This window comes from Kitasatospora setae KM-6054, assembly GCF_000269985.1.
GTDB classification, from domain to species: domain Bacteria; phylum Actinomycetota; class Actinomycetes; order Streptomycetales; family Streptomycetaceae; genus Kitasatospora; species Kitasatospora setae.
In genome coordinates, this window is sequence record NC_016109.1 from 1,978,062 (window position 1) to 2,002,813 (window position 24,752).

A 24,752-nucleotide genomic window follows, 5' to 3' on the forward strand; every position below is an offset into this window, starting at 1 on the left:
GCGCGGGTGCGTGGGGTGTTCAGCTGCCGATGGACTGGGGGAAGGCGAACAGTCCGTCCGGGTCGTGCCGGCGCTTGGTGGCGACCAGCCTCGGGTAGTTGGCACCGTAGTAGGCCGTGCGCCATTCCCGCAGGTCCGGGTCGGTGAAGTTCAGGTAGGCGCCACCGGTCGCGTGCGGGGCGATCAGGTGATCGAGTCCGGCCAGCCAGTCGAGTTGCGGCGCCGGGTCCTCGCCGGGCAGCCAGGAGGTGTCCAGGCTGACCAGGTACTGGGCGTCCCGGTGGACGAAGGCGGTGGCCGCCGGGTCGACCCGGTTGATCGCGCCGCCCCAGCCGAACAGGGCCAGGCCGCAGCCGTCGCTGTTGCCGCTGGGCGGCGCGGCGGCCAGCTGCGCCAGCGCGGCGGCGAGCGCCTCGGGCGGCAGCGGGCGGCTGGCGAAGTGGGTGCGGACGGCGAACGCGCCGCCGCTGGTCTCGTGCTGCAGGTAGTCCATCGCGTCCCAGAAGTCCCGGTCGGCGAGTTCGGCGCGCAGCGGCGGGGCGGCGGCGAACGCGGGCGCGAGCAGCTCGCGCAGCTCGGCGGCGCTGCCCAGGTGCAGGCCGACGGTGGAGACCAGGGTGCGGCCGCCGGAGGTCGCGACGCCCAGCCGCAGCGAGGTCTCCTCGGGCGCGGTGCGCATCAACTCCTGGACGGCGAACAGGACTTCGGGGGCGTGGGCGGCCTCCCAGAGCAGCAGGCAGGTGGCCGCGGCGGGGGCCTCGACGGCCTGGAAGGTCAGGTCGAGGTTGATGCCGAAGTTGCCGCCGCCGCCGCCCCGGCAGGCCCAGTACAGGTCTGCGTTCCGCTCGGCGTCGCAGCTCAGCACGGTGCCGGCGGCGGTGGCCAGCGTGGTGGCGCGCAGCGTGTCGGCGGTCAGCCCGAAGCGCCGCGAGGTCGCGGCGGAGCCGCCGCCGAGCGCCAGGCCGGCGATGCCGACGCCCGCGCCGTTGCCGAGCGGCAGCGCGAGGCCGTGCGGGCGCAGCGCGGCGTACAGCGCGCCGGAGAGCACCCCGCCGCCGACCGTCACCCGGCCCGTCCCGGGGTCGACGTCGATCGCGTCCAGGGACCGGAGGTCCACCACCAGGCCGGAGTTGACCGAGTGCCCGGCGTACGAGTGGCCGCCGCCGCGCGGGACGATCGGCACCGCCTGCTCGCGGGCCCAGTCGATCGCCCGCAGCACGTCGTCCGGGCCGGCCGCCCGCAGCACGGCGGCGGGGGCGCGGTCGGCCCAGCGCTCGTTGAACGCGGCGGAGGACTCGTGGAACGCGCCGTCGCCGGGGCGCAGCAGCGGGCCGGCGGTGTGCTTGTCGAGCAGCGCCCAGTCGGGGGTCACGGGGTGACCTCTTCGATGGTGGAGGTGCCGGTGGTGGGGTGGGGGCCGTAGCGTTCCCAGGTCTCGTGGAGGCGGATGCGGCCGTCGGGGGTGAGGGTGGGGGTGTTGTGGGTGCGGCCGCAGACGACCTGGCCGTCGGTGAGGACGAAGGTGTAGCCCATGGCGAGGGTGCCGTCGGGCTGGCGGGTGCCGGCGGTCCAGCCGCGCTGGATGGTGCCGCCGGCGACCTCGCCCCAGACGAGGTCGCCCTGCTGGTGGTAGACGGCGACGGTGCGGTGGTCGCCGTCGGGGGCGTGGAAGCGGCGGCCCTCGTAGTCGAGCCGGCGCAGGTTCGGCGGGGTCATGCCTGCCACCAGATGGCGTAGTAGGCGAAGTCGGTGTCGTGCGGGTTGGCGACGGCGTGGTCGGTGTCGGCGGGAAGCAGCACGAGGTCGCCGGCGGCGATCGGGTGGCGGTGGCCGTCGGGGGTGCGGACCTCGCCGCGGCCGCTGAGGCAGATGAAGAGTTCGCGTTCGGTGTGCTGGTGGGTGTCGGTGAGGTCGCCGGGGCGCAGGACGCACCAGGCGCCGTGGAAGGGGGTGGTGAGGTCGCCCCAGGGGTGCAGCAGGCGGAGGTCGAGGCCGTGGGCGCGTTCGAGGTGGTCGGGTTCCTGGCGGCGGATGACCAGGCCGGGCGGTGGGCCGGGCGACGGCTCTGGCGGCAGGCCGGGCGGCAGGTCGGTTCCGGGCATGGCGGGGCTCCGTTCGTGGGACGGACGGGGAGGAAGAGGAGGGGCGGGGTCAGCGGGCGGCGACGTGGCCGAGGCCGGCGTCGCGGGCGAGGACCAGGGCCTGGGCGCGGTCGGCGACGCCGAGTTTGCCGAGGATGCCGGAGACCCGGTTGCTGACGGTCTTGGAGGCGAGGGCGAGTTCCCGGGCGATGACGGTGTTGGAGCGGCCGGCGGCGAGGTGTTCGAGGACTTCCCGTTCGCGGTCGCTGAGCTGCGGGAACGGGTAGCTGCGCGGGCGGCTGCCGGTGCCCATCAGGGTGCCGAGGCGGGCGGCGATGGTGCGGTCGAGGATGGCCTCGCCGGCGCCGACGGCGTGGATGCCGCGGACGATCTGGTCGGCGGTGGCGCGTTTGACCAGGTAGCCGCGGGCTCCGGCGCGGAAGGCGGCGGCGACGGCCTTGTCGTCGTCGAGGGTGCTGAACACCAGGACGCCGGTCTCGGGCGTGAGGCGCAGGACCTGGCTGATCGTCCGCAGGCCGGTGCCGTCGTCCATCTGCGGGTCGAGGACCAGCACGTCGGGCCGGTGCCGGGAGGCGGCGGCGAGCGCTTCGCCGCTGGTGCCGGCCTCGCCGACCACGACCGCGCCGCCGGCGTCCTCCACCATGGAGCGGACGCCCTGCCGGATGGCGGGCTGGACGTCGGCGAGCAGCACGGTCAGCGGCGTGTGGGTCGCGTGCTGGTTCATCGTCCCCTCGCGGCGTCTGGTGGTGCGGCGGTTGGTACGCGGTGTGCGGTGCGGCTACGGAGTGATCATCGGTAGTGACTGTTCCGTGACCTTATGATGATCTGATCAAATGTCCACCTCAAGTGCGGAATGTCATACAGGAGTTGGCAGATGTGAGGATTGGGCGGCCGCCTCCCGGGCCTTGCGCATGATCTCCTCGCGGCCGCGCCAGTGCGACCAGAACGCGCCGGTGTAGCCGAGGCCGCCGAGGCTGGTCAGGAACGGGTTGTCGGCGTAGTTGTTGTCGTGCTCGCTCATGCCCTCGACGGTCGGCAGCATCACCCGGTGGTGGTCGGCCGGGTCGATCAGCGCCCACAGGTCGGCGACCGCGCCGTGCCAGCGCTCCTCGGGGTCGGCGGCCCGGGCCGGGTCGGGCAGCAGGCCGGGCGAGAAGTAGCAGACCAGCCGGAAGTTGCCGTGCTCGTCGAACATGAACTGCCGCTCGTACTCGGCCGGCGAGGCGCACATCCGCAGCGGCTTGAGGACGATCGGGCCGTCGGCGGTGTTGGACTGCAGGCCGGGGGCGGTGCGCACGCCCGCGCACTGCTCGGCGATCTCGATGCCCATCGGGGTGTACGGGAACAGCCGCAGGCCGAGCGAGAAGCCGGTGACGGTGGCGTCCAGCGCCATGAAGGCGTCCACGCAGGCGCGGACCGTCTCGGGGGTCTCCCCCGGCATGCCGAACAGCGCCTCGACCATGGTGAGGATGCCTCGTTCGCGGCAGAGCCGGACCAGCCGCTCGGTGTCCTCGAAGGTGTAGTAGGTGCCGCCCTTCTCGGTGACCTTCCAGCCGCTGAGCAGCTCCGGGCGGATGTGGTCGCTGCCGACGTTGACGCCGCGGCAGCCGGCCGCGGCCAGCAGGTCGGCGAACTCCTCGTCGAACGGGCTGGGTTGGCAGTAGACCCAGAGCCGCAGTCGGTTCAGCGGGTTGTCCGGGTCGGCGTGCCGGCGGCGGACGATCTCGCGCAGCAGGTTCTTGGCGTGCGCGATGGAGAGGTTGAACTCGCTGTCGGTGGTGTGCTGGTCCAGGATGCCCTGGGCCGCCAGCGACTCCATCTCGTCGACCACGGAGGCGAGTTCGCGCTGGCCGTAGCGGGTGCCCTTGGCGTCCGGCTCGACGCAGTGCGAGCAGCGGTAGGCGCAGCCGTTCTTGGTCAGGATGGAGCCGAGGCCGCCGCGCCGGTAGTACTCCAGGTTGTCCACCTTGCGCGGCACGCCGGAGCGCCGCCGGTACACCGAGAGCTGGTCGACCTGCCACACCCGGGGCTCGAACTGGCCGGTGGGCTCGGCGGGTTGGGTCTTTCCGTGGCGGACGGTCAGCACCGCGGGCGGGACCCGGACGGCGCCGCGCTCGGTGTTGCGGATCAGCCCGGGGATGCCCGCGGTGTCGCGGCCCTCGGAGATCGCGGTGGCCAGCTCGCAGAGGATCTTCTCGCCGGGGCCCTTCACGCCGTACTCGATGCCGAAGTACTCGACCAGCGCGAACGGCATGGTGGAGAAGCCGATCCCGCCGCCGACCACCGGCGCGTCGGTGAGCCGGCGGATCTCGGTGATGATCTCCCGGTGCTCGCCGACGAACGGGCGCTGCTCGAAGGCGTACACGGTGTCGGTGTTGCGGACGGTCACCCCGACCAGCATCGGGGAGCGCTCGGCGAAGTACTCGTGCAGGCAGGTCTTCCAGTCGTCGCGGCGGAAGGTCAGGTCGAGCACCTCCACCTCGAAGCCCTCGTCCTCCAGCGCGGTGGTGAGCACGTCGAGGGCGTACGGCGCGATCGGCGGATGCACCTTGTTCGGGTTGACCAGCAGGACGAGTCTGCTCATCGGGGTTGCCTCCCTTGGGGTTTCGGGTTTCTCGGGTCAGACCAGGCCGAGGCTGATGCCGAACTCGGGCTCGGAGCCCAGCAGGTAGGCGCCGGCGGACTGCAGGATGCGGTCCTGGGCGACCAGGTGCTGGGCGAGCACGGCGGTGTCGCGCAGCCAGCGGTCCATCGGCGAGCTGCGGTAGATCGACCAGGTCTGCAGCAGGTCGTAGCAGCGGGAGACGATCTCCCGGGCGCTGCGGAAGGCGTACAGCCAGGACAGCGGGGAGGCGGCGCGCTCGACCGGGGCGAGGTCGTCCAGGGTGCCGCCGGCCGCGAGCACCTCCCACTGGCGGCGCATCGCGCCGTAGACGCCCTCCCGGGTGGCGTTGAACAGGCCCTCCAGCCGGGAGATCTCGGTCTGCACCCGCCAGCTCTCGGACCAGCCCCGGCCGGCCATCCGGTCGTAGCGGGTGCTCGCCACCTCGCGGACGTGGTCGAGCGCGGCCCGGGCCACGCCGAGCGGGACGCCGCACATCGCCCGGGTGAAGGAGTCCGGCTGGGTGAGCGGGCCGGGGCGGCCCTGCGGGGTGGCGAAGGTGTAGGTGTGCTCCTCGGGGACGAACACCCCGTCCATCGTGTAGTCGCAACTGCCGCTGCCGCGCAGGCCGGTGGTGTTCCAGTCGTCGATCACCTCGACCTGCTCGCGGCGCACCAGGAACTGCCGGGAGTCGTGCCGGTGCTTGCTGCCGGGCGCGGCCCAGGGCTCGCCGTCCTGGTAGATGAACGCGCCGGAGGTCACCCAGTCGGCGTGCTTGATCCCGGAGCCGAACGCCCAGCGGCCGCTCAGCCGGAAGCCGCCGGGGACCTTCTCGGCCCGGCCGGAGGGCTGGAGCAGGCCGGCCACCACCAGGTCGAGGCGCGGGAAGACCTCCTTGGCCACGGTCTGGTCCAGGAACTGGGCGTAGATGCCGGTGTTGGCGCCGATCACGGCGCACCAGGCGGCCGAGGCGTCGCCGTACGCGAGGGCCTCGACCACCTCGGTCTGCTCCATCGAGGTCAGGCCGGGCCCGCCCCACTCGGGGCCGTAGCACATGCCGAACACGCCGGTGGCGCGCAGCAGTTCGAGGACGTCGGCGGGCAGGGTGCGGTTGGCCTCGATCTCGGCGGCCTTCTCCCGCAGCACCGGCGCCAACTCGCGGGCGCGGCGCAGGATCTCGGTGGTCATGCTGGTCACTTCTCCTTCTGCGTCGGATGGTTGGGCGGGTGGTCGGCGGCGTGTCGGCGGCGCGTCGGCGGCGCTCAGTGGATGCCGAGGCCGATCCGGACCTTCGGCGGCTGGCCGAGCAGGTACGCGCCGACCGACTCCAGGACGACGTCGTGGCCGATCTGGCCCTGGCTCAGCACGGCGGTGTCGCGCAGCCAGCGGTCCATCGGGGAGTCGTGGTTGATCGACCAGGTCTGCAGCAGGTCGTAGAGCCGGTTCACCACCGAGCGGGCCACGTGCACGGCGTGCAGGCCGGACAGCGGGACGGCGCCGCGCTCGGTCAGGCTGAGGTCGTCCAGCACGCCGCCGGCCGACAGCACCTCCCACTGGCGGCGGGTCGCGGCGTACACGCCCTTCCGGGCGGCGTTGAACTCGGCCTCGCAGCGCGCGAGTTCGGTCTGCACCCGCCAGCTGTCGGCCCAACTGCGGCCGGCCATCCCGTCGTAGCGGGTGCTCGCCACCTCGCGGGCGTGGTCGAGCGCGGCCCGGGTGATGCCGAGCGGGACGCCGGGCAGGGCGCGCATGAAGGAGTCGGACCAGGCCATCGGGTTGGGCGCGACCCGCGGTTCGAAGAAGGAGAAGGTGTGGCCCTCCGGGACGAACACGTCGTTCAGGACGTAGTCGCTGCTGCCGGTGCCGCACAGGCCGGTGGTGTCCCAGTTGTCGACCGGCTCGGCGGCGGAGCCCCGGACCACGAACTGCATCGAGTCGTGGTCGTGCGGGCTGTCGGGGGCGGCCCAGGGCTCGCCGTCCTGGTAGACGAACGCGCCGGAGGTCAGCAGGTCGGCGTGCCGGACGCCGGAGCCGAACGGCCAGTGCCCGCTGAGCAGGTAGCCGCCGGGGACGCGCTCGGCCCGGCCGGCCGGCACCAGCGAGCCCGCGGTGATCAGGTCGGGGCCGGTGTACAGCGCCCGGGTCGCCTCCGGGGTGAGGAAGTTGGTGATCGCGCCGCCCATCGCACCGATCCCGGCGCACCAGCCGGCCGAGGAGTCGCCGTAGGAGATGGCCTCGATCACCTCCAGCTGCTCCGGCGAGGTCAGGCCCGGGCCGCCGGTCGCGGGGCCGTGGCCGATCCGGAACACGCCGGTGGCGCGCAGCAGCTCGACGACGTCGGCGGGCAGCGTGCGGTTGGCCTCGATCTCGGCGCCCCGCTCGCGCAGGACGGGCGCCAGCGCGCGGGCGCGGCGCAGGATCTCGGCGCCGTCGAGCGGGGCGTCGTGCTGGGTGTCAGTGTTCATCGGTCCACATCCAGGAGTCCGGCGGGCATGGCGAAGGGGGCGTCCGGGTCGGCGGGGCCGACCTCGGAGGTGGTGGTGCGGACCAGCGCGGCGGCGGCGGCCAGGCGCTGTTCGCAGGCGGTGACGGTGTCGGCCTCGCAGACCACGAAGGAGTGCCGGGCCAGGTAGCCGCCGGGCGGCAGCCGCAGCACGGTGCCGATCGGGGCCATCGGGGCGGCGTGCAGCAGGCCGGGCGCGTCGCCGGGCTCGGGGAGGGTCAGCCCGTCGAGCCGGCAGTCCCGTTCGGGGCAGCCGAAGCTGATCCCGGCCACCGCGGTGCGGGTCGGGGCGATCTCCGGGCGGCGGCCGGTGGCGACGTCGAACAGCACCTCGCCGGGCTCGATGCCGGTGGCGATCCGGCCGAGCAGCGGGATCAGGTCGCCGCCGAGCCGGCCGTTGACCTCGACGATCAGCGGGCCGCGCGGGGTGAGCCGCAGCTCGGTGTGGGTGATGCCGTCCTCGACGCCGAGCGCCCGGTGCGCGTCGGCGAGGTGGGCGAGCAGGGCGGGGTCGGCGAGCAGCGGGTCGGCGGCGTCGACGATGTGGCCGACCTCCTCGAAGTACGGTTCGTCGCTGCTGTACTTGCGGGCCAGGAACAGCGGCAGGTACTCGCCCTTGTGGACGGCGCCGTCGACGCTGATCTCGGGGCCGCCGGCGTACTCCTCGACGATCACGCTGGCCCGGTAGGGGCCGGGGTCGACCCGGCTGGCGGACAGCGCGGTCTCGAAGGCAGCGTCGAGCTGGTGCTCGTCGGCGGCGAAGACCACGCCGATGCTGGCGCCCATGGCGCGCGGCTTGAGCACCACGGGGTAGCCGATCCGGGCGGCGGCCGCGCGGGCCTCGTCCAGGTCGGTGGTGAGCGCGAAGCCGGGCTGGCGCAGGCCGGCGGCGGTCAGCACGGTGCGGGTGCGCTCCTTGTCGCGGACGCCGCGCACGCCGCGCTCGGACAGGCCGGGGACGCCGAGTTCGGCGGCCAGCAGGCCGGCGTCGAGCACCAGCGGTTCGTCCCAGCAGAGCAGGCCGACGACGTTGCGGCGGGCGGCGATCTCCCGGACGGTGGCGTTCATGGTGGCGGTGTCGAAGACGTCGGCGACCACGATCTCGTCGAAGTACTCGCGCTGCCAGGTCGGCCGCAGGTTGTTGACCAGCAGCAGTTCCAGCCCGGCGGCGCGGGCCCGGCGGCTCATCGGGCCGACCAGGTACTCGCGGTACTCCTTGAGTCCGCTGCCGATCACCAGCAGCGTGCCCGGGGCTGCTTCCCGCTGTTCGGTCATGATTCCTCCTCTGCGTGGGCGTCGATGTCGAACCGGACCAGCGCGGCGGCGGCGTCGGCGAGCCGGCGGGCCTCGGCCGGGGTGTCGGCGAGGGTGGTGACGATGCCGACCCGGTCCCAGGAGCTGCGCAGTCCGGCGGCGCGGTGGCCGGGGACGATGCCGACGACGGCGAGCCGCACGCCCTCGGCGGCGCCGGCGGCCTCCAGGCCGTGCACGGCGGTGACGGTGCCGGGCCGGTCGGGGGCCAGGAAGGCGGCGGCGGTGGCGCGTTCGGCCTTGACGGGCAGCGGGCCCGGGTCCTCGCCGCGCATCAGGGCGTAGTAGGCGCGGGTGAGGTCGACCGGGTAGGCGGCCTCGATCAGGTCGGTGATGGAGTCGCCGGGCAGCCGTCCGGCGCACTCGACCAGCACCGGGACGCCGTCGGCGAGGATCCACTCGCAGTGCAGCACGCCGGTGCCGAAGCCGACCGCGGCGGCCAGCCGTTCGGTCTCGGCGGCCAGCGACTCCTGCGTCTCGACCGGGAGTTCGGCCGGGACGGTGTGCCCGGACTCGATCGGGTACGGCCCGGGGTAGAGCAGTTTGCCGGTGGTGTTGGCGAACACCGGGCGGCCGTCGGCGACCAGCATCTCGACACTGAACTCCGGCCCGGCGACGTACTGTTCGGCCAGCATGACGGGCGTGATCGGCCGGTCGGGGACGAACACGCCCTCGTCCTGGGCCTGTCCGAACGCCCAGGCGGCCTCGGCCTCGGCGGCGTCGCGGACCACCAGGGTGCCGACCGAGGCCTGCCGGTTGGCGGGCTTGAGCACCGCCGGGCCGGGGTGCCGGGCCAGGAAGCCGGCCAGTTCGGCGGCGTTCGCGACCGGCTCGGAGGCCGGGTTGGCGATTCCGGCGGCGGCCGCGACCACCCGCAACTGGTGCTTGTCGCGCAGCAGTTGGGCCGCGCCCAGGCTCGCGCCCGGCAGTCCGTAGCGCTCGGCGAGCCGGGCCGCGAACGGCACCGCGTACTCGACGGCGGGGATCACGGCGACCGGGTCGAGCCCGGGGTGGGCGGCGAAGAAGGCGTCCGCCCGGCCCGGCAGGTGGTACTCCCACTCGATCAACTCGCGGGCGTAGTCGATCCGTTCGACCGCCTCGGCGAGGTGCCGCTTGCGGGCGACGTCCGGCTCCTCGACGTAGACCACCGAGTCGGTGCCCTGGAAGGCGGCCAGCGCGGCCACCGCGAAGGCGACGTAGCCGACCACCAGGACGGGACGGGTGCTCATGCCGCACCCCCGACCGGTTCGGCGAGCTCGGTGGCGGCCTCGGCGGCCCGCCGGTCGGCGTCCCGCTTGATGCCGTACACCGCGAACGCGCCGGCCAGCGCGGCGGTCAGCCCGGCCAGCGCCCAGAAGCCCTGGCCGAAGCGCTGCCACAGGTAGACGCCGAACAGCGGGGCGACCGCCCCGGCCAGGCCGGTGACGGCGTGCATGGCGGCCAGGTAGCGGGCCTTCAGCGCGGCCGGGAAGGTCGCCGGGTGGGCGAACATGCTGGGCGCGGCGGTCATCAGCCCGGAGACGTAGACCAGCATGCCGAGGATCACGAACACCCCGGCGTGCGCGGCCAGCCCGTACAGCGCCAGGCCGAGCGCGTTCAGCCCGTGGCCGACGCCGACCGCCAGGTAGGTGGGGATCCGGGTGATGTACGAGGTGATCTTCAGTTCGCAGGTGATCAGGACGACCGAGGAGGTGGCCAGCACCGCGCTGTACAGCCAGGTCGGGTAGCCGTCGTGGACGATCTCCAGCGGCAGCGACACCGAGGACTGCACGTAGGTGACGGTGCCGAGGGTGATCGCCACCAGGTAGGCCAGGTAGGCCCGGTCGCGCAGCATCGCCGCGTACACGGCCCGGCCGGTGGCCCGGCGCTCGGTGGTGGTGACGGCGGCCGGTTCGGGCACCGCGTGCCGGGGCAGCAGCCGGTAGGCGAGGGCGGCGTAGACCAGCGTGGTGGCGCCGTCGATCCAGAACAGCAGGTCCCAGTCGAGCAGGATGACCGCGGCGGCGATCAGCGGGGCGAGCGCGGCGCCGACGTTGAGGGCGATCCGCATCATCGAGAACGCCATCACGTGGTGGCGGTCCGGCATCAGGTCGCTGAGCAGCACCGACGCGGCGGGCCGGTAGGACTGGGCGAACAGCCCGGCGCCGGCCACCGCGAGCAGCAGCGGCACCAGCAGCCCGGGCCTGGCCAGCAGCGGCAGGATGGCGACCAGCGGCGCGGAGCCGGCCATCGCGACCACGATGGTGGTGCGGGCGCCGAGCCGGTGGGTGGCCTCGCCGCCGAGCACGGTGCCGACGGCGGTGCCCAGGCTGTACGCGCCGAGCGCCAGGCCGGCGGTGCCGTCCGACATGTTCTGGTGCGTCAGGTAGAGCACCAGGAAGGTCTGGACGAACGCGCCCAGCTGGTTGACCAGTACGCCGCCGAGCAGGTACCGGACGGTGGCCGGGGTGGCCCTGAGCGTGTCGAGGACGCCGATCGGGGGTCCGTCGTCGTCGGTCATGCCGCCTCCTTCACAGCTTCGGTGATGCGTTCCGCGACCAGCGGAGCGGTGGAGAACCCGCTGCCGCCGCAGGCGGCGCGGGTCCACAGGCCCGGGGTGACCGGGGCGAGCAGCGGGCCGCCGGTGGCGGCGTCCGCGGTGTAGTGGCAGACCCGGACGCCCGCCACGGGGTAGCGCTCCAGGTCGGGCAGGACGCCCTCGGCGGCCAGCCGCTCCAGGTGGGGCCGCTGGTCCTCGCCGGTGCTGTCGGTGTCCGCGACGGGGCGGCAGACCGTGTCGGAGCTGAGTTTGAGCAGGGTGCCGGCGCCGGGCGGCAGCACCCAGCCGCGGCCCTCCCGGCCGAGGCCGCCCGCGGTGGGCGCGCCGTCCCAGCGGTCGCCGCCGGGCGGGCGGCCGAGGTAGAGCATGGTCTGCCGGTACAGCGTGACGGGGGCGGCGGCGAGCCGCCGCGTCCAGGGGCCGCCGGCCAGCAGCGCGAGGTCGCCGCGGAGCACCTCGCCGCCGTCCAGCACGATCCGGCCGGAGCCGGTGAACACCGAGCGGACGGTGCTGTGCGGGCGCAGCGCGACGCCGGGCCGGGCGGTGAGCCAGCGGACGGCGGCGCGCAGCACCCGGTCGGCGAGCAGGACGCCGCCGGTGCGTTCGCGGACCCCGACGGTGCCGGGCGGCAGGCCCAGCGGCGGGAGGTCGCGGCCGTCCGGCAGGTCGACCGGGACGCCGGCCTGGTCGGCCTCGGCGAGCAGGTCGTCGAGGCGGTCGGCGGGGTGGGCGGTGAGGACGCCGACCCGGCGGTAGAGCGGGGTGCCGAGCAGGGTCTCCAGCTCTTCCCAGTGCCGGTGCGCGGCGATCCGGCGGGCGGTGCCGTCGGGGTCGCCGGGCAGCAGGGTGCGGATCGCGCGGTGCTGGTCGTGCGAGGTGGCGTCGGGGTTGGGCAGCGGGCCGCGTTCGAGGACGGTGACCCGGTGGCCGGCCCGGGCGCACGCGATGGCGGTGAGCAGGCCGGTGATGCCCGCGCCGACCACCACCACGTGCGCGGCGGCGCTGTCCGTGGGGCTCCGGCTCACCGCCCGCCGCCGCGGACCCGGGTGGCCAGCCTGGGCAGCGGGCGGGGCTGGACGGTGGTGGCGGTGTGCTCGGCGGGGATCGCGGCGTCGGGCAGGCCCTCGGCGGCGAGGTCGACGAGCAGCGGGGCGGCGCAGCGCAGGAACAGGTCGAGTTCGTGCCAGAAGTCGCCGGCGTCGGCGTCGGTGACCTCCCAGCGGTCGAGCCGGCCGAGCTGTTCGGTGAGGGTGAAGGCGGCGGCGCTGAGGCTGAAGCGGCGCGGGTTCAGGGCGGCCGCGAAGCGTTCGGCGAGCAGGGCGGCGGCGTGCCGGGAGCGGGCGCTGACCGGGAGCGGGCCGCGGTCGAGGTGGGCCTCGGCCTTGGCGGCGACCCGGTTCCAGGGTTCGACCAGGCGCTGTCCGCAGACCCGGTCCATGGCGGCGCGGGTGAAGTTGGTGCGCTGGAAGTCCGGTCCGGTGGCGGCCAGGTAGTAGCGGGCCAGGTCGCGCGGGACCTCGGCGGTGAGCTGGCGTCCGGTGACGACGTGGCCGCGGCTGGTGGAGAACTTGTCGCTGTCGAGTTCGTAGAACTCGTTGGTGACGAAGTGCGCGGGCAGCGCGAGTCCGCCGAGGGCGAGCAGCATGGCGGTGCCGGCCAGCGCGAAGGCGAAGCTGGCGTCGGAGCCGAAGAAGTAGGCGATCTCCGGTCCGGCCTCCAGCGCCCAGTGCCGTTCCTCGTCGCCGGGGACCTCGCCGCGGGACTCGGCGGCCAGCGCGATGGTGTGCAGGCTCCAGGCGACGGTCTCGGTGTCGGAGTAGAGGACCTGGCCGGGGGTCTCGGCGAACGGGGCGGGGATGCCCCAGTCGATCGGCAGCGTGATCGGGTAGTCGGGCAGCCGGCGGGCCATCAGCTCCTCGACGAGCTGGGCGAGCCGGGGCCGCATGGTGGGGGCGAGCCGGGCGAAGTAGCTGGCCAGCGCGGCCCGGTGCTCCTCCAGCGGGAGGACCAGGACCTCCTTCTCGCGCAGTTCGACGGCGAGTTCGGGGTGCCGGGTGGAGCGCGGGTCGAGCAGCTCGCCGGAGGCGATCCAGTGGCCGCAGTTCTCGCACAGCCCGGCGCAGCCCTCGGCCAGGCAGACCGGGCAGCCGCCCCGGACGTACGCGTCGGTGAGGTACTCGCCGGTGTCCGGCAGGTACGGGAACCTGACCTCGCGCAGCCTCAGGTGCCCTTCGCCGTGCAGCCGTTCGAAGAAGGTGCGGACGGTCTTGAGGTAGCGCTCGTCGAACCGGACGAAGCCGTCGGGGACGATGCCGGCCGCGGCGAGGGTCGCCTCGACCTGTTCGGCGGCGCGCAGCCGCAGCTCCTCGGGGCGTTCGCCGAGCCGGCGGGCGGTGGTGACGATGTAGTTCTGGGTGAAGTGCACGCCGGTGCCGAACAGGGTGTCGCGGCCGGTGGCCCGGGCGTAGCGGGCGCACACGTCGGCGGACAGGAACGGGCCGGCCAGGTGGCCCAGGTGCAGGTCACCGTTGGCGGTGGGGCCGGGGGCGACGACCAGCAGCGCGCCCATCAGCGGGCACCGGCCGGGGCGAGGCCGCGCCGGGCGAGCAGGTCGCCGGTGATGTCGCGGGCGCGGTGGGCGAGCACGCTGATCAGCGAGTCGGCGATGCCGTGGGTGGCCTCGTTGACGCCCTGGAGGTAGAGCGCGGCCTCGGTGCCGGCGCCGAGGTCGACCCGGTAGTCGCGGCTGACGGTGACCTCGTCCAGGCCGGTCTTGCCGGTCAGGTCGCGGACCAGCGACGGCATCCGGCTGTCGTAGCCGGTGCCGAGCAGGACCAGGTCGCAGCGGTGCTCGGTGACCTTGCCGGTGCGCCGGTCGCGCAGGTCGAGGACGACCTCGCCGTCCTCCTCGCGGGCGGCGACGACCTCGGTCATCGGGCGGACCTCGGCCCGGCCGGTGCCGATCATCTTCTCCCGGTAGAGCACCATGTACAGCTCGTCGAGGAACGGCGGGGCGAGCGCGGCGTAGTTGGTGAACCGCATCTCGTCGAGGAGCTGGGCGCGGGTCTCGGCGGGGGCGTCGAAGAACTCGTCGACGAAGGACGGGTAGAACAGCTCGTTGACGAACTTGCTGGTCTGGTAGTTCTGCAGGCCGATCGAGCGGACCAGCATGGTGACGGTGGAGTTCGGCAGGTTCTCGTACAGCGCCATGAACATCTCGGCGGCGCTCTGCGCGCCGCCGATCACCACGGTGCGCAGCGGGGCGTCCTTGTCGACGGCGTTGATCCGGCCGCGGAAGCGGGCGCTGTGGATCACCTTCTCGGCGGGCAGGTCGGCGAAGACCGCCGGGATGTGCATGTCGCGGCCGGCGCCGACCACCAGGTCGCGGCAGCGGATGGTGTCGCCGTCGGCGAGGGTGACCTGCCAGCCGGTCAGCCGGCCGTCGGCGTCGTGCCGGGGCTCGGTGGCGACGACCTTGGCGTCGTAGCGGATCCGCACCTTCTCCAGCGAGTGGGCGACCCACTGGAGGTAGTCGGAGAACTCCCAGCGGTGCGGGTGGAAGGTTCCCAGGTTGATGAACTGGTCCAGCCGGTCGTGCTGGTGCAGGAAGTTGAGGAACGAGAAGCGGCTGCGCGGGTCGCGCAGCGTCACCAGGTCCTTCAGGAAGGACACCTGGCTGCGGGCCCAGGGCATCAGCAGGTCGCGCTGCCACTTGATGTCCGGTGCCTGCTCCAACAGCAGGGTGCTGTCCGCCAGTTCGGCGGAGCCGCTCTCCTCGATCGCGGCGGCCAGGGCCAGGTTCGCCGGGCCGGCGCCGATCGCCAGTACGCCCACCTCTAGGTCAGCCACACTTTCCCCCTCGTGAACTCGGTTTCGTCCAGGGCCGGTTGTCGCGACGAGGAATCTAGGAAGCCGGGTTTCCCGGCGGGTAGGGCGTCCTTCCCGGTGGCGGGGGAAATTCCGGACGGGAACGCGAAGGGCCCCGGGGATTCCGCCCCGGGGCCCTTCCCGCCGTCCGCCCGTTCCGGCCCGCTCCCTGCGGGCGGCCGGTCCGGTCGGTACTACTTCTTCGTGATCCGCAGCACGCCGGTCTCGGTGCCCTGGTAGAGGGTGCCGTTGGGCGCGGTGGTGCCGGTCATCTGCAGCGGGTTGTAGAGCAGCCCGATGCCGAAGGCGGTGCCGCCGACCTTGGCGCCGGTGTTCGGGTCGATCACGGCGTGCGAGTAGGTGGCGAAGGTCTGGGCGCCGACCGAGTCGGTGGGGCCGCTGACGGTGACGGTGTAGATCAGGTTGTCGCCGAGCGAGAGCCGGGGCAGCGCCGCGGACTTGACGTCGCTCTCCCAGACGGTGGCGCAGCCGGTGCCGGTCGCGTTCAGGTCGATCCGGGCCAGGCCGCCCTGGTAGGACGCCGAGGACGGGACGCTGGCGGGCGCGCCCTCGGGCAGCGCCGGGTACGGGTAGCCGTAGGTGTTGGTGACGAAGACGCTGCGGCCGGAGGCGATCACCGCGTCCTCGGTGCCGCTGGCGGCCCACTTGGTGAGCACGGGCGTGGCGCAGACCGGGGTCGGCCCGGCGTCGACCTTGTAGACCAGCAGGTTCTCGTGCGGGGCGGCGTTGTCGGTGATGGTGACGTACTCGGTGCCGTCGCCGGGGCCGAAGAAGCTGGGGGTGGCGCCGGTGCCCCAGCTGAGCTGGCCGGGCTTGCGGCCGGGGCCGCGGTCGTACGGGGCGCGCCACTGGACGGTGGGCGTGCCGTCGGCGGCCTGGCCGAGCAGGTAGAGGGCGTGGTCGGTGGCGACGGCGGTGTGGCCGGGGACGGTGGAGATGCTGTTGGCGACGCCCTCGCCGGTGGCCAGGGTGCGGACGGTGCCGGTGGCGGTGTCGGCGGTGCCGATCACGCCGCCGCCGGTGGCGAACCAGACCTTGCCGTCCCAGCCGGGGCTGAGGCCGACGATGTTGTCGCCGGACGGTATCGCGGCGGCCAGCGGGGTGCTCTGGTCGATCGTCAACTGCCAGGAGCCGCCGCTGTTGCGGTGGTGGCCGATCCGCAGCAGGTTGTCGTTGCCGTCGACGCCGACCAGCCGGTCGTCCTGGTCGAGGTAGGCGTAGACGCCGCCGAACAGGGCGCCCTTGGGGAGCTCCAGCGAGGCCAGGTCGTTGCCGTTGGCGGGGTCGAGCAGGTGCACGGTCGGGGTCTGGCCGAAGATCGTGGTGCACAGCGCGACCGGGTAGCCGTCCCGGCCGACGGTGACGGTGGGGCAGGCCGAGGCGAGCGCGGTGCGGCTCCAGTTGACGGCGCCGGTGCCGGGCCCGGCGTACGGGGTGGTGTCGCTGGAGGCGGAGTCGCCGTGCATGCCGGCGTTGCCGTTCGGGGCGGTCGCCGGGTTCTGCGGGGGCAGCGGTCCGAAGGCGGTGGCGGCGAGCGCGGCGGCCAGCGCGAGGGCGGGCAGGAGCAGTCGGGTGCGCGGCAAGGCGGGGTCCTGTTCCGGGAGTCGGAGGCCCGCCGCGGTCGGCGGCGGGGCGGGTCCTTTCCGCCGGGAGCGGAAGGAAGGGACGCCGAGCGGCAGCCGGAGAAGTGGGGAAAGACACCGGGCCGCTCGGCACAGACGCAGGTGAGCGGCCCTCGTCGGGAGAACGGGAGGGCGAGGGGCCGCGTCAGCCGACGCGGCGACAACCCGTCGTCGTGGCACGGCCATGGTCGACATGGCGGCGGCTCACGAGCAGGGTCATGCCACGTACCCTAGCGGGCCCGGCCGCTCCCGCGCTGCCCCCTGCCCGCCTTTCGGACGGCGGCCGATGACGGTACGTCACGTTTTGGACCGCTGACCGCCGAAAAGCACCCGTCGCCGAAAAAACCTGGCCGCCCCGGCCGGGCCGCCCTACCCTGCTGCGGGTGACCGCGGAGACCCGACTCGACTGGTTCAGCTGCCGCGTCCGGTTCGCGTGCTACGCGAGCGGGGACGGCGTGCTGCTGCACATGCTCTCGACCTACCTGCTGCGCGCCGCCGACTTCGACGACGCCTGGCGGCGGGCCCTGCTGCGCGCCCGCGCGGAGGAGCGGGTCCAGCCGAACGGGGTGGGCGGCACCGCCCGGACCGCGCTGGTCCGGGTCGAGTCGGTCGACCGGCTGGCCGAACTGGCCGACGGCACCGAGGTGTCCTGCGTCTGGACGGACGACGTGCGGCCCTGCCCGTACCCGCTGGACCACGTGTTCCGGCCGGAGCAGTCGCGGCCCGGCCGGTCGCTCTGAGCGCCGCGGCCGGGCCCCGGCCTCGGCGGCGGCCGGCATCGCGTCCGGTTCGTCGTCCGGCGGCCGGTAGGACAGCCCGGCCACCAGCCGCGTCCCCTCGACCGCCGCCGGCTCCCCGCGCGCCAAGCGCCTCGAACCGGCGATGATGCCACCCCCCGTACGCCCCCGTGCACCCGGGCGGTCGGTTCCGCCGGGCCGGGACGGGGCATGGCTTGGGGGACACCGGTGTGCGGGACGGGCAGGGCAGGGCGAGAGGGGCCGTGGTGGGTACGGAGTGGGCGAGCGACGCGGTGCTGTACCAGATCTACCCGCAGAGCTTCGCGGACGGGAACGGCGACGGGATCGGCGACTTCGCCGGGCTGACCGAGCGGTTGGAGTACCTGCGCTGGCTGGGCGTGGACGCGGTGTGGCTGAACCCGTGCTTCGCCTCCCCGTTCGGCGACGCGGGCTACGACGTGGCGGACTTCCTGACCACCGCGCCCCGCTACGGCACGCCGGAGGACCTGGCGAAGTTCACCGACGCGGCCCGCCGCCAGGGCATCCGGGTGCTGCTCGACCTGGTCGCCGGGCACACCTCGGACCGGCACCCGTGGTTCGTCCGCTCCGCCGCCGACCCGGACGACCACCGGTACGTGTGGGCGGACCGCCCGGCGCCCGGGTACGTGGCCTCGCCGGGCAGCCGGCCCGGCTGGTACAAGCCGAACTTCTTCGACTTCCAGCCCGCGCTGAACTTCGGCCACGCCCGCACCGACCCGGCCGAGCCGTGGCGGCAGCCGGTCGACGCCGAGGGCCCGCGGGCCAACCGGGCGGCGCTGCGCGAGATCATGGCGCACTGGTTCGGCCTCGGCGTCGCGGGCTTCCGGGTCGACATGGCGTCCTCGCTGGTCAAGGACGACCCCGGCTTCGTCGAGACCGGCCGGCTGTGGCGCGAGACCCGGGCCTGGCTGGACGCGCACCACCCCGACCGGGTGATCCTCGCCGAGTGGGGCGACCCGGCCCGCTCGGTGCCGATGGGCTTCCACGGCGACTTCTTCCTCCAGTTCGGCGGCCCGACCGAGGGCGCGGCGCTGCGCTCGCTGTGGAACAACGGCGCGGGCACCGTGCACGAGGAGTGGCCCGCCGAGCCCTGCTACTTCGACGCCGAGGGGCGCGGCTCGATGCGGCCCTTCCTCGCCGAGTGGGAGCGCACCGCCAAGGCCGCCGCCGGCCACGGCTTCGCCGCCCTGCCGACCACCAACCACGACTTCTCCCGGCTGGCCTGCGGCCCGCGCACCCGCGAGCAACTGGCCGCCGCGTTCACCTTCCAGCTGACCTGGCCGACCGTCCCGGCGATCTACTACGGCGACGAGATCGGCATGCGCTTCGTCCCCGGCCTGCCCGACACCGAGGGCAGCGTGCTCGGCCCGCACTACAACCGGGCCGGCTCCCGCACCCCGATGCAGTGGGACGCGACCGCGGACGCCGGCTTCTCCACCGCCCCGGCCGCCGACTTCTACCTGCCGCTCGACCCCGACCCCGACCGTCCGGACGTCGCCTCGCAGCGCGCCGACGAGTCCTCGCTGCTGCACCACGTACGGCAGTTGATCGCGCTGCGCCGCGCGCACCCCGGCCTGGGCCCGCACGCGCCGGTCGAACTCCTGCACACCGGCTACCCGTTGGCCTACCTGCGGGGCGAGCGCTACCTGGTGGTCGTCAACCCGCGGCGCACCCCCGCCTCGCTGCCGGTCGAACGCGACCTGCCGGGGCGGCTGTTGCACGGGCGGGGCGTGACGCTGACGCACTCGGTGCTGCGCGCGGAGGGGTTCTCGGCGGCGGTGTTCGTCCGCTAGTCCCTTCGTTCCAGGAGCGCTCATCCGCCTTCGGCGCAGAGCAGTTCGGCGGCGGGCGTGCGCAGGTAGAGCACGCTGCGGCCGGTGCGGTGGCGGGCGGCCAGGCCGGCGTCGTGCAGGGCGGCGAGGTGGTGCGAGACGGTGGGCGCGGACAGGCCGGTGCGGGCGGCGAGTTCGGTGGTGGTGGCGGGGGCGGCCAGTTCGGCGAGCAGCCGGGCGCGGGCCCGGCCGAGCACCCGGGCCAGGCCGGCGGGGGCGGGCGGGGCGGCCTCCCAGAGGGTGGCGACGCCGCGCGGCGGGTAGACCAGGCCGGGCTGCCAGGGCGGGTTGAGCTGGGAGAACACGCCGGGCCAGGCGAACACGGTGGGCACCAGGACGAGCCCGCGGGCGCCGTCCAGCCGCCGGTGCGCCTCGACGTGCCGGTGGCCGATCCGCAGCAGGTCGTGCTCCCAGCCGACCGACGGGTGCAGGTCGGTGAAGAGTCCGGCCGGCCCGTCGGCGGCCGACTGCCGGGCCCGGCGGAGGATCTCGCCCTCGGCGAGCCGCTCGATCCGCCCCCAGTGCGGGGCGATCGCGGCCTGCCAGTAGGCCCGCGCCTCGGCCGCCAGCCGCCGCGTCCCGGCGGCCGGGTCGGCGTGCAACTCGGCGACCAGCGGCGGGAGTCCGCTGCCGATCCGGTCCAGGTCGCGGCGGACGGCGGCCGGGTCGAGCGCGGTCAGTTCGGCCAGCTGTTCGTCCAGGGTGGGGCTGCCGACGGCCGGCACCGGGGTGAGGAAGTCCGGCACGTAGAGCGTCGGCAGCCGCACCAGCTGGGAGAGCAACCGCCATTCCACGCCCGCGAGTTCGCGGCGGGCCCGGCGGGCCCAGGGCAGGTGGACGGCGCTCCGGCCCGGGTCCTTCAGCACCTCGACGCTGGTGGTGAGTTCGCACAGCGGCGAGCGGGCGAACCTGGTGCGGGCCAGGTCCTGCGCGGAGAACTCCCAGGTCAGCACGGATCTCCCCGGCGGTCGGAGCGGCAAGGATTCGACCGGTGTCGAATCCGTGGGCACCGGCGATCATCGCAGGCAGCCTCGTGCCATGACCACCGCCACCCCCGTCCCGCTCCGGGACCGCCTCGGACTGCCCGCCTCCGCCGGCCGCCACCGCCCGCTGATCGGCGCGCACCTGATCGACAGCCTGGGCACCGGCCTGGTGCTCGCCTTCACCCTGGTGTTCTTCGCCCGCGGCACCGCGCTGCCGCTGACCACCGTCGGTGCGGCGGTCTCCGCCGCCCGGCTGCTGGCGCTGCCGGTCGCGCCCGCCGTCGGCCCGCTGATCGACCGGTACGGCGCCCGGGCGGTCGCCGGCTGGGCCAACGCGCTCTCGGCGCTGGCGTACGCGGGTTTCCTGTTCGCCGGCCGCGCCTGGTCGGTCGTGCTGGTCTGCCTGCTCGCCCAGGCCGGCCAGGCCGCGTACTGGACCGCCAGCACCGGGCTGGTGGTGCTGGCCTCCCCGCCCGGCGAGCGGACCCGCTGGTTCGCGCTGGTGCAGACCCTGCGCAACGCCGGGCTCGGCCTGGGCGGCGCGGCCGGCGCGCTGCTGGTCGGCGACGGCGGGACGGGCGGGCTGCGGGTGCTGGTGGCGCTGAACGCGGCGTCGTACCTGGCGGCGGCGGTGCTGCTGGCCCGCTGGCGGCCCGTCCCGGCGGCGGCAGCGGCGGCAGCGGCGGCGGCCGAGCCGCCCGCCGCGCGGGAGGCGGGCGCGGCCGACGGCTACCGGGCGGTGCTGGCGGACCGGCGCTACCTGCTGATGGTGCTGGTGAACCTGTCCTTCGTGCTGGCATCGATGGTGCTGAGCGTGCTGCTGGCCGTGCACGTGACGGCCGCGCTGCACCTGGACGCCGCGCTGGCCGGCGCGCTGCTGGTGCTGAACGGCGTGCAGGTGGTGCTGACCCAGGGCCCGGTCTCCCGACTGCTGGAGGGCCGCCGTCCGACCCGGACGGCGGCGGCCGGGGCCGGGCTGAACGCGCTGGCGTTCGGGCTGTTCGCGGTGCTGCCGGCCGGCGGTCCGGACTGGCTGCTGCTGCCCGGGCTGGTCGTCGCGATGCTGGTGTACAACCTGGCGGAGACCGTCGCGACGCCCGGCCGCGAGGAGTTGAGCGTGGCGCTGGCCCATCCGGCCCGGCGCGGCCGGTACCTGGCGGTCAACCAGCTCTCCTGGAACCTCGGCCAGGCGTTCGCCCCCGGCCTGCTCACCCTGCTGTTCGCGCACGGCCCGGCCTGGCCCTGGCTGCTCCTGCTCACCACCTCGCTGGCCGCCGTCCCCGGGCTGCTCCGGCTCGAACGCCCGTCCGCGGCCGTTCCCGACATTCCGTCGGAAACCGGCCCGCTCGCACGGCGCTAACATTCCGTCAGAGTGAGTCGCCCGAACGGGAGTTGACCGTGATCGAACTGGTGGTCGGGTCGCGTGCCAGCCAACTGGCGCGCGCCCAGGTGAAGGAGTTCCTGGCCCCGCTGCGCGCCCGCTTCCCGGAGGTCGCCTTCCGGCACCGGGTGATCCTGGAGGACGGCGACCTCGACCGGAAGTCCGACCTGCGCGCGGTCTCCGAGCGCGGCGGCGGCTCCGCGTTCGCCGGGCGGCAGGCCGCCGCGCTGCTCGACCGCGAGGTCGACGTCGTCGTCCACTCGCTGAAGGACCTGCCCACCGCCGACCCCGACGGCCTGCTGCTGCTCCCCTCCCCGCCGCGCGCCGACGTCCGCGACGCGCTCTGCGGCGCACCTCTCGCCGGACTGCCCACCGGCGCCCGGGTCGGCACCTCGGCCGCCCGCCGGATCGCCCAACTCCTGTACGTCCGGCCCGACCTGGCCCCCGAGCGGATCCGCGGCAACGTGCCCACCCGGCTGACCCGGCTGCGCACCCTGGACGCGGTGGTCCTCGCCGCGGCCGGCCTGCACCGGCTCGGCCGGGACGGCGAGATCGCCGAACTGCTGCCGCTGGCGCAGTTCCCGCCCAGCCCCGGCCAGGGCGCGCTCGGCATCCAGGTCCGCGCCGACGACGCCATGGCCCGCGAACTGCTGGCCGGCACCGGCGACCCGGTCACCGACGCCGAGGTGCGCGCCGAACGCGCGATGCTCGCCGAACTGCACGGCGGCTGCTCGGTCCCGGTCGGCGCCCACGCCACCACCGCCGACGGCATCCTCACCCTGCACGGCCAGGTCACCACCCCGCGCGGCACCCGGCAGATCGAGGCCCGCCTCTCCGGCACCTCCGCCGCCCCCGAGAAGCTCGGCCGCGCCGTCGCCGGACTCCTCCTCGACCAGGACGCCGAGTGCCTGCTGCGCGGCCAGGCACACTGACCGGCCCGGAACACCGCCGGGCCACCGCCCCCGACGGCCCGGCGGCCCCGCACCTCCCTCGGGAGGGCGGGGCCGCCGGGTGGGCCCGGGTCAGGGCCGGGGTCAGGGCCAGGGCCAGGGTCGGGGTCGGAATCGGACCCGGGTCAGGGTCGGGATCAGGAGGAGCCCATCGGCGTCCACCCGCCGAACGACCCGTCCGCACGCTGCCGGTTGTCGTACAGCCGGCCGTTGGTGCCGATCACCACCAGGTCGGCACGTCCGTCCCGGTCGACGCCGCCGGCGGGCACGCCGACGATCGTCCCGCCGAGGTCCGTCCAGCCGCCGAACGGGCTGTTGGCCGCGCCCTGGCGGCTGACGCTCACTCCGCCGCCCCGGTTGCGGACCGCGGCGAGGATCCGCCCGTCCCCGGTGGTGACCACCGCGGGCGTGCCCGTCCCGCCCTGGTCCGGGCCGCCGCCCAGGGCGCCCGAGGTCGCGGACCAGACGCCGTTCGAGGAGGTCTGGTTGAGCGACATCGTGTACGACTTCGCGGTCGACGCGGCCGGGTCCCAGCTGTCCAGCTGGCGGTAGAGCAGTTCAAGCCTGCCGTCGAGGTCCATGCCGACGGCGAGGTCGCTGTTCGGCGTGACCTGCGGGAAGTACGGGTTGGACGTGAACGGCTGGTTGGGCGCGGTCTGGAACCAGTGCAGGACGGTGCTGTGGCCGTTGGCCGCGCTCCACTCGGAACCGCTGGTGTTCCACGCGGACCAGGCGAAGAGCTCGATCCGCCCGTCGCGGTTGGTCATCGCCGCCGGCGTGCCCTGGATGTTGCTGCCGCCCATGTCGGCCCAGCCGCTCCAGCCGCCGTTCGGGGCGGCCTGCCACTTGGTGCTGATGCCGCCGCCGCCGTTGCGGACGAAGATCTGGAGCCGGCCGTCCCCGTTGGGCGCCACCGCCGGGGCGCTGAGCTGCAGCGAACTGTTCTGCGGCGGGCTGGTGTTGGGGGTGATCGGGTACGGGCTGCCGAGCGAGATCCAGTTCCAGCCGCCACCGCTCTGGTACCTGGAGACGATCTCGCCGGTGTCGGCGCGCTGCCCGAAGACCTCGATCCGGCCGTCCTGGTCGCGCCCGACCGCGATTCCCGCCGCCAGCGGACCGCCCGGGTTCCCGTGCGCGTACGGGCCCTGCCAGACCTTGCTCCCGTTCTCGGCCCACTCGAAGAGCTTGCCGCTCTCCACCACGAAGGCGTGCAGCGCCCCCGTGCCGTCAGCGATCACGGACTGCGTGGTGCGGGGGGTGCGGAGCCACTGCCGGGAGGGGTAGCAGCGGTAGATGGCGGGTCCGGAGATCTTGCAGGTCGGGCTCTGCGCCCATTCCCCCTGCACGGATACGTCGTGCGCCTTGTAGGTGTCGAAGATCCCGGTCTTCTCGGCGGTCTCGGCGGAGCTCAGGTTCGCCGGGGACTCGGAGATGTTGTAGTCGCGGTAGTGCTCCAGCACGACCCGCCGACTGGTGGAGGCGGCGTACTGCGCGACCGCGGCGTCCGCGAACCAGGCGGCGGTGATGTGGTCCGGACTGTCGTGCTCCGGCATGTCACCCGTGTAGCCGGACAGCAGTCGCTGGTCCGGCGCCGGGTCCTGCACCCGGACGAGGGTGGCCTCCACGGCGGCCAGCAGGCCCCCCAGCACCGCCTGCACGTCGCCCTTGTCGTAGCGCTGCGGCCAGGAGGCGGATCCCACCAGGTCCAGCGTGTCGGCGACCAGGTTCGGGTCGTTCCAGAGCGAACGCAGCGTCTGCGCCCGGACGGGGGGCGTGTTGTCGCCGCCGTCGGGGAGGTCGAGGAAGAACAGGTGGACGGGGGCGCTGGAGCCCTGCAGCCAGAAGTGCTCCACCACGTGCCCGCTGATCGCGAGCTCCTCCGCGCCCCAGCAGTCGCCGTCGGCCCCGCACGGCACCTGGGCCATCTGCGCGTAGGCGAGCCTGATGCCCAGCTGCCGTTCCCCCGCGTACGCGACCGGGTCGCTCTCGTTCGCCTCGCCGGCCGTCAGGTAGATCGTCGACACCGGCGCGGTGCCGGTGGCGATGCTGTTGCGGACGTCCGGGTTCATGAACAGCAGGTCGTCGTCCTCGTGGGCGACGATCTGCACGATGCTGGCGGCGTCGTTCTGGCCCGCCCGCGCGGTCTGGGCCGACCAGCCCGAGACCGTGGTGATCAGTGCGGTCAGCAGTGCGACCGCGGCTCTCCGCCGTTTCATCCGGCTTCCCCCTGTCGATGTTCGATCACCCTGCCCGACGACCCGTC

Annotated in this window: 20 protein-coding genes; 4 read left to right on the forward strand and 16 right to left on the reverse strand. The window is 74.3% G+C overall.

Annotation, left to right across the window (positions count from 1 at the left end):
* Positions 1-19: 19 nt before the first annotated feature.
* From KSE_RS08730 to KSE_RS08795, 14 genes are all read right to left on the reverse strand, one after another.
* Positions 20-1,372: an FAD-binding oxidoreductase gene (locus tag KSE_RS08730; RefSeq protein ID WP_014134920.1), complete on the reverse strand. Its 1,353-nt coding sequence runs from the start codon at positions 1,370-1,372 to the stop codon at positions 20-22.
* Positions 1,369-1,716 carry a hypothetical protein gene (locus KSE_RS08735; RefSeq protein WP_014134921.1) on the reverse strand — a complete coding sequence of 116 codons (348 nt, stop codon included), beginning with the start codon at positions 1,714-1,716 and terminating at the stop codon, positions 1,369-1,371. Before KSE_RS08735 ends, KSE_RS08730 begins: the two co-directional genes overlap by 4 nt.
* A complete protein-coding gene (locus KSE_RS08740; RefSeq protein ID WP_014134922.1) occupies positions 1,713-2,102 on the reverse strand; it encodes a cupin domain-containing protein in 390 nt (129 codons plus the stop codon). Before KSE_RS08740 ends, KSE_RS08735 begins: the two co-directional genes overlap by 4 nt.
* Positions 2,103-2,151: 49 nt before the next feature.
* Positions 2,152-2,826 carry a response regulator gene (locus tag KSE_RS08745; protein WP_014134923.1) on the reverse strand — a complete coding sequence of 225 codons (675 nt, stop codon included), beginning with the start codon at positions 2,824-2,826 and terminating at the stop codon, positions 2,152-2,154.
* 132 nt (positions 2,827-2,958) lie between these two features.
* Positions 2,959-4,686 (reverse strand): tryptophan 2-C-methyltransferase, encoded by a 1,728-nt coding sequence (gene tsrT, locus KSE_RS08750; protein WP_014134924.1) that lies wholly within the window; start codon positions 4,684-4,686, stop codon positions 2,959-2,961.
* Positions 4,687-4,722: 36 nt separating this feature from the next.
* On the reverse strand, positions 4,723-5,892 hold the full coding sequence (locus KSE_RS08755) for an acyl-CoA dehydrogenase family protein (RefSeq protein WP_033258004.1): 1,170 nt from the start codon (positions 5,890-5,892) through the stop codon (positions 4,723-4,725).
* 74 nt (positions 5,893-5,966) lie between these two features.
* A complete protein-coding gene (locus tag KSE_RS08760) occupies positions 5,967-7,169 on the reverse strand; it encodes an acyl-CoA dehydrogenase family protein (protein WP_014134926.1) in 1,203 nt (400 codons plus the stop codon).
* The gene (locus tag KSE_RS45720) at positions 7,166-8,482 is read right to left on the reverse strand and encodes an ATP-grasp domain-containing protein (RefSeq protein WP_014134927.1); all 1,317 of its coding nucleotides are present in this window, start codon (positions 8,480-8,482) and stop codon (positions 7,166-7,168) included. Before KSE_RS45720 ends, KSE_RS08760 begins: the two co-directional genes overlap by 4 nt.
* Entirely contained in the window at positions 8,479-9,747 is a 1,269-nt protein-coding gene (locus KSE_RS08770; RefSeq protein ID WP_014134928.1) for an ATP-grasp domain-containing protein, read from the reverse strand. The genes KSE_RS45720 and KSE_RS08770 overlap by 4 nt, the downstream gene beginning before the upstream one ends.
* Positions 9,744-11,018, reverse strand: coding sequence for an MFS transporter (locus KSE_RS08775; RefSeq protein ID WP_014134929.1), 1,275 nt, complete (start codon positions 11,016-11,018; stop codon positions 9,744-9,746). Before KSE_RS08775 ends, KSE_RS08770 begins: the two co-directional genes overlap by 4 nt.
* A complete protein-coding gene (locus KSE_RS08780; RefSeq protein WP_014134930.1) occupies positions 11,015-12,082 on the reverse strand; it encodes an NAD(P)/FAD-dependent oxidoreductase in 1,068 nt (355 codons plus the stop codon). The genes KSE_RS08775 and KSE_RS08780 overlap by 4 nt, the downstream gene beginning before the upstream one ends.
* Positions 12,079-13,626, reverse strand: a complete 1,548-nt coding sequence (locus KSE_RS08785; protein ID WP_014134931.1) for a class I tRNA ligase family protein — start codon at positions 13,624-13,626, stop codon at positions 12,079-12,081. The genes KSE_RS08780 and KSE_RS08785 overlap by 4 nt, the downstream gene beginning before the upstream one ends.
* Positions 13,626-14,906 (reverse strand): lysine N(6)-hydroxylase/L-ornithine N(5)-oxygenase family protein, encoded by a 1,281-nt coding sequence (locus tag KSE_RS08790; protein WP_033258005.1) that lies wholly within the window; start codon positions 14,904-14,906, stop codon positions 13,626-13,628. Before KSE_RS08790 ends, KSE_RS08785 begins: the two co-directional genes overlap by 1 nt.
* 212 nt (positions 14,907-15,118) lie before the next feature.
* Positions 15,119-16,528, reverse strand: coding sequence for a hypothetical protein (locus KSE_RS08795; protein ID WP_014134933.1), 1,410 nt, complete (start codon positions 16,526-16,528; stop codon positions 15,119-15,121).
* A 422-nt stretch (positions 16,529-16,950) separates the two neighbouring features.
* On the opposite strand from KSE_RS08795, the gene KSE_RS08800 reads away from it, so the two are divergent.
* Together KSE_RS08800 and KSE_RS08805 are read left to right on the forward strand one after the other, a co-directional pair.
* Entirely contained in the window at positions 16,951-17,307 is a 357-nt protein-coding gene (locus KSE_RS08800; protein WP_014134934.1) for a hypothetical protein, read from the forward strand.
* A gap of 260 nt (positions 17,308-17,567) precedes the next feature.
* Complete coding sequence (locus KSE_RS08805; protein ID WP_014134935.1) at positions 17,568-19,136, forward strand: alpha-amylase family glycosyl hydrolase; 1,569 nt, start codon at positions 17,568-17,570, stop codon at positions 19,134-19,136.
* Between the two features lie 20 nt (positions 19,137-19,156).
* Here KSE_RS08805 and KSE_RS08810 read toward each other — a convergent pair whose 3' ends face one another.
* Positions 19,157-20,128: an ArsR/SmtB family transcription factor gene (locus tag KSE_RS08810; RefSeq protein ID WP_014134936.1), complete on the reverse strand. Its 972-nt coding sequence runs from the start codon at positions 20,126-20,128 to the stop codon at positions 19,157-19,159.
* A gap of 85 nt (positions 20,129-20,213) precedes the next feature.
* On the opposite strand from KSE_RS08810, the gene KSE_RS08815 reads away from it, so the two are divergent.
* On the forward strand, positions 20,214-21,518 hold the full coding sequence (locus tag KSE_RS08815; protein ID WP_014134937.1) for an MFS transporter: 1,305 nt from the start codon (positions 20,214-20,216) through the stop codon (positions 21,516-21,518).
* A gap of 38 nt (positions 21,519-21,556) precedes the next feature.
* Entirely contained in the window at positions 21,557-22,471 is a 915-nt protein-coding gene (gene hemC, locus KSE_RS08820) for a hydroxymethylbilane synthase (RefSeq protein ID WP_014134938.1), read from the forward strand.
* A 155-nt stretch (positions 22,472-22,626) separates the two neighbouring features.
* On the opposite strand, the gene KSE_RS08825 is transcribed toward hemC, so the two are convergent.
* Entirely contained in the window at positions 22,627-24,705 is a 2,079-nt protein-coding gene (locus tag KSE_RS08825; RefSeq protein ID WP_014134939.1) for a PIG-L family deacetylase, read from the reverse strand.
* Positions 24,706-24,752: the final 47 nt, after the last annotated feature.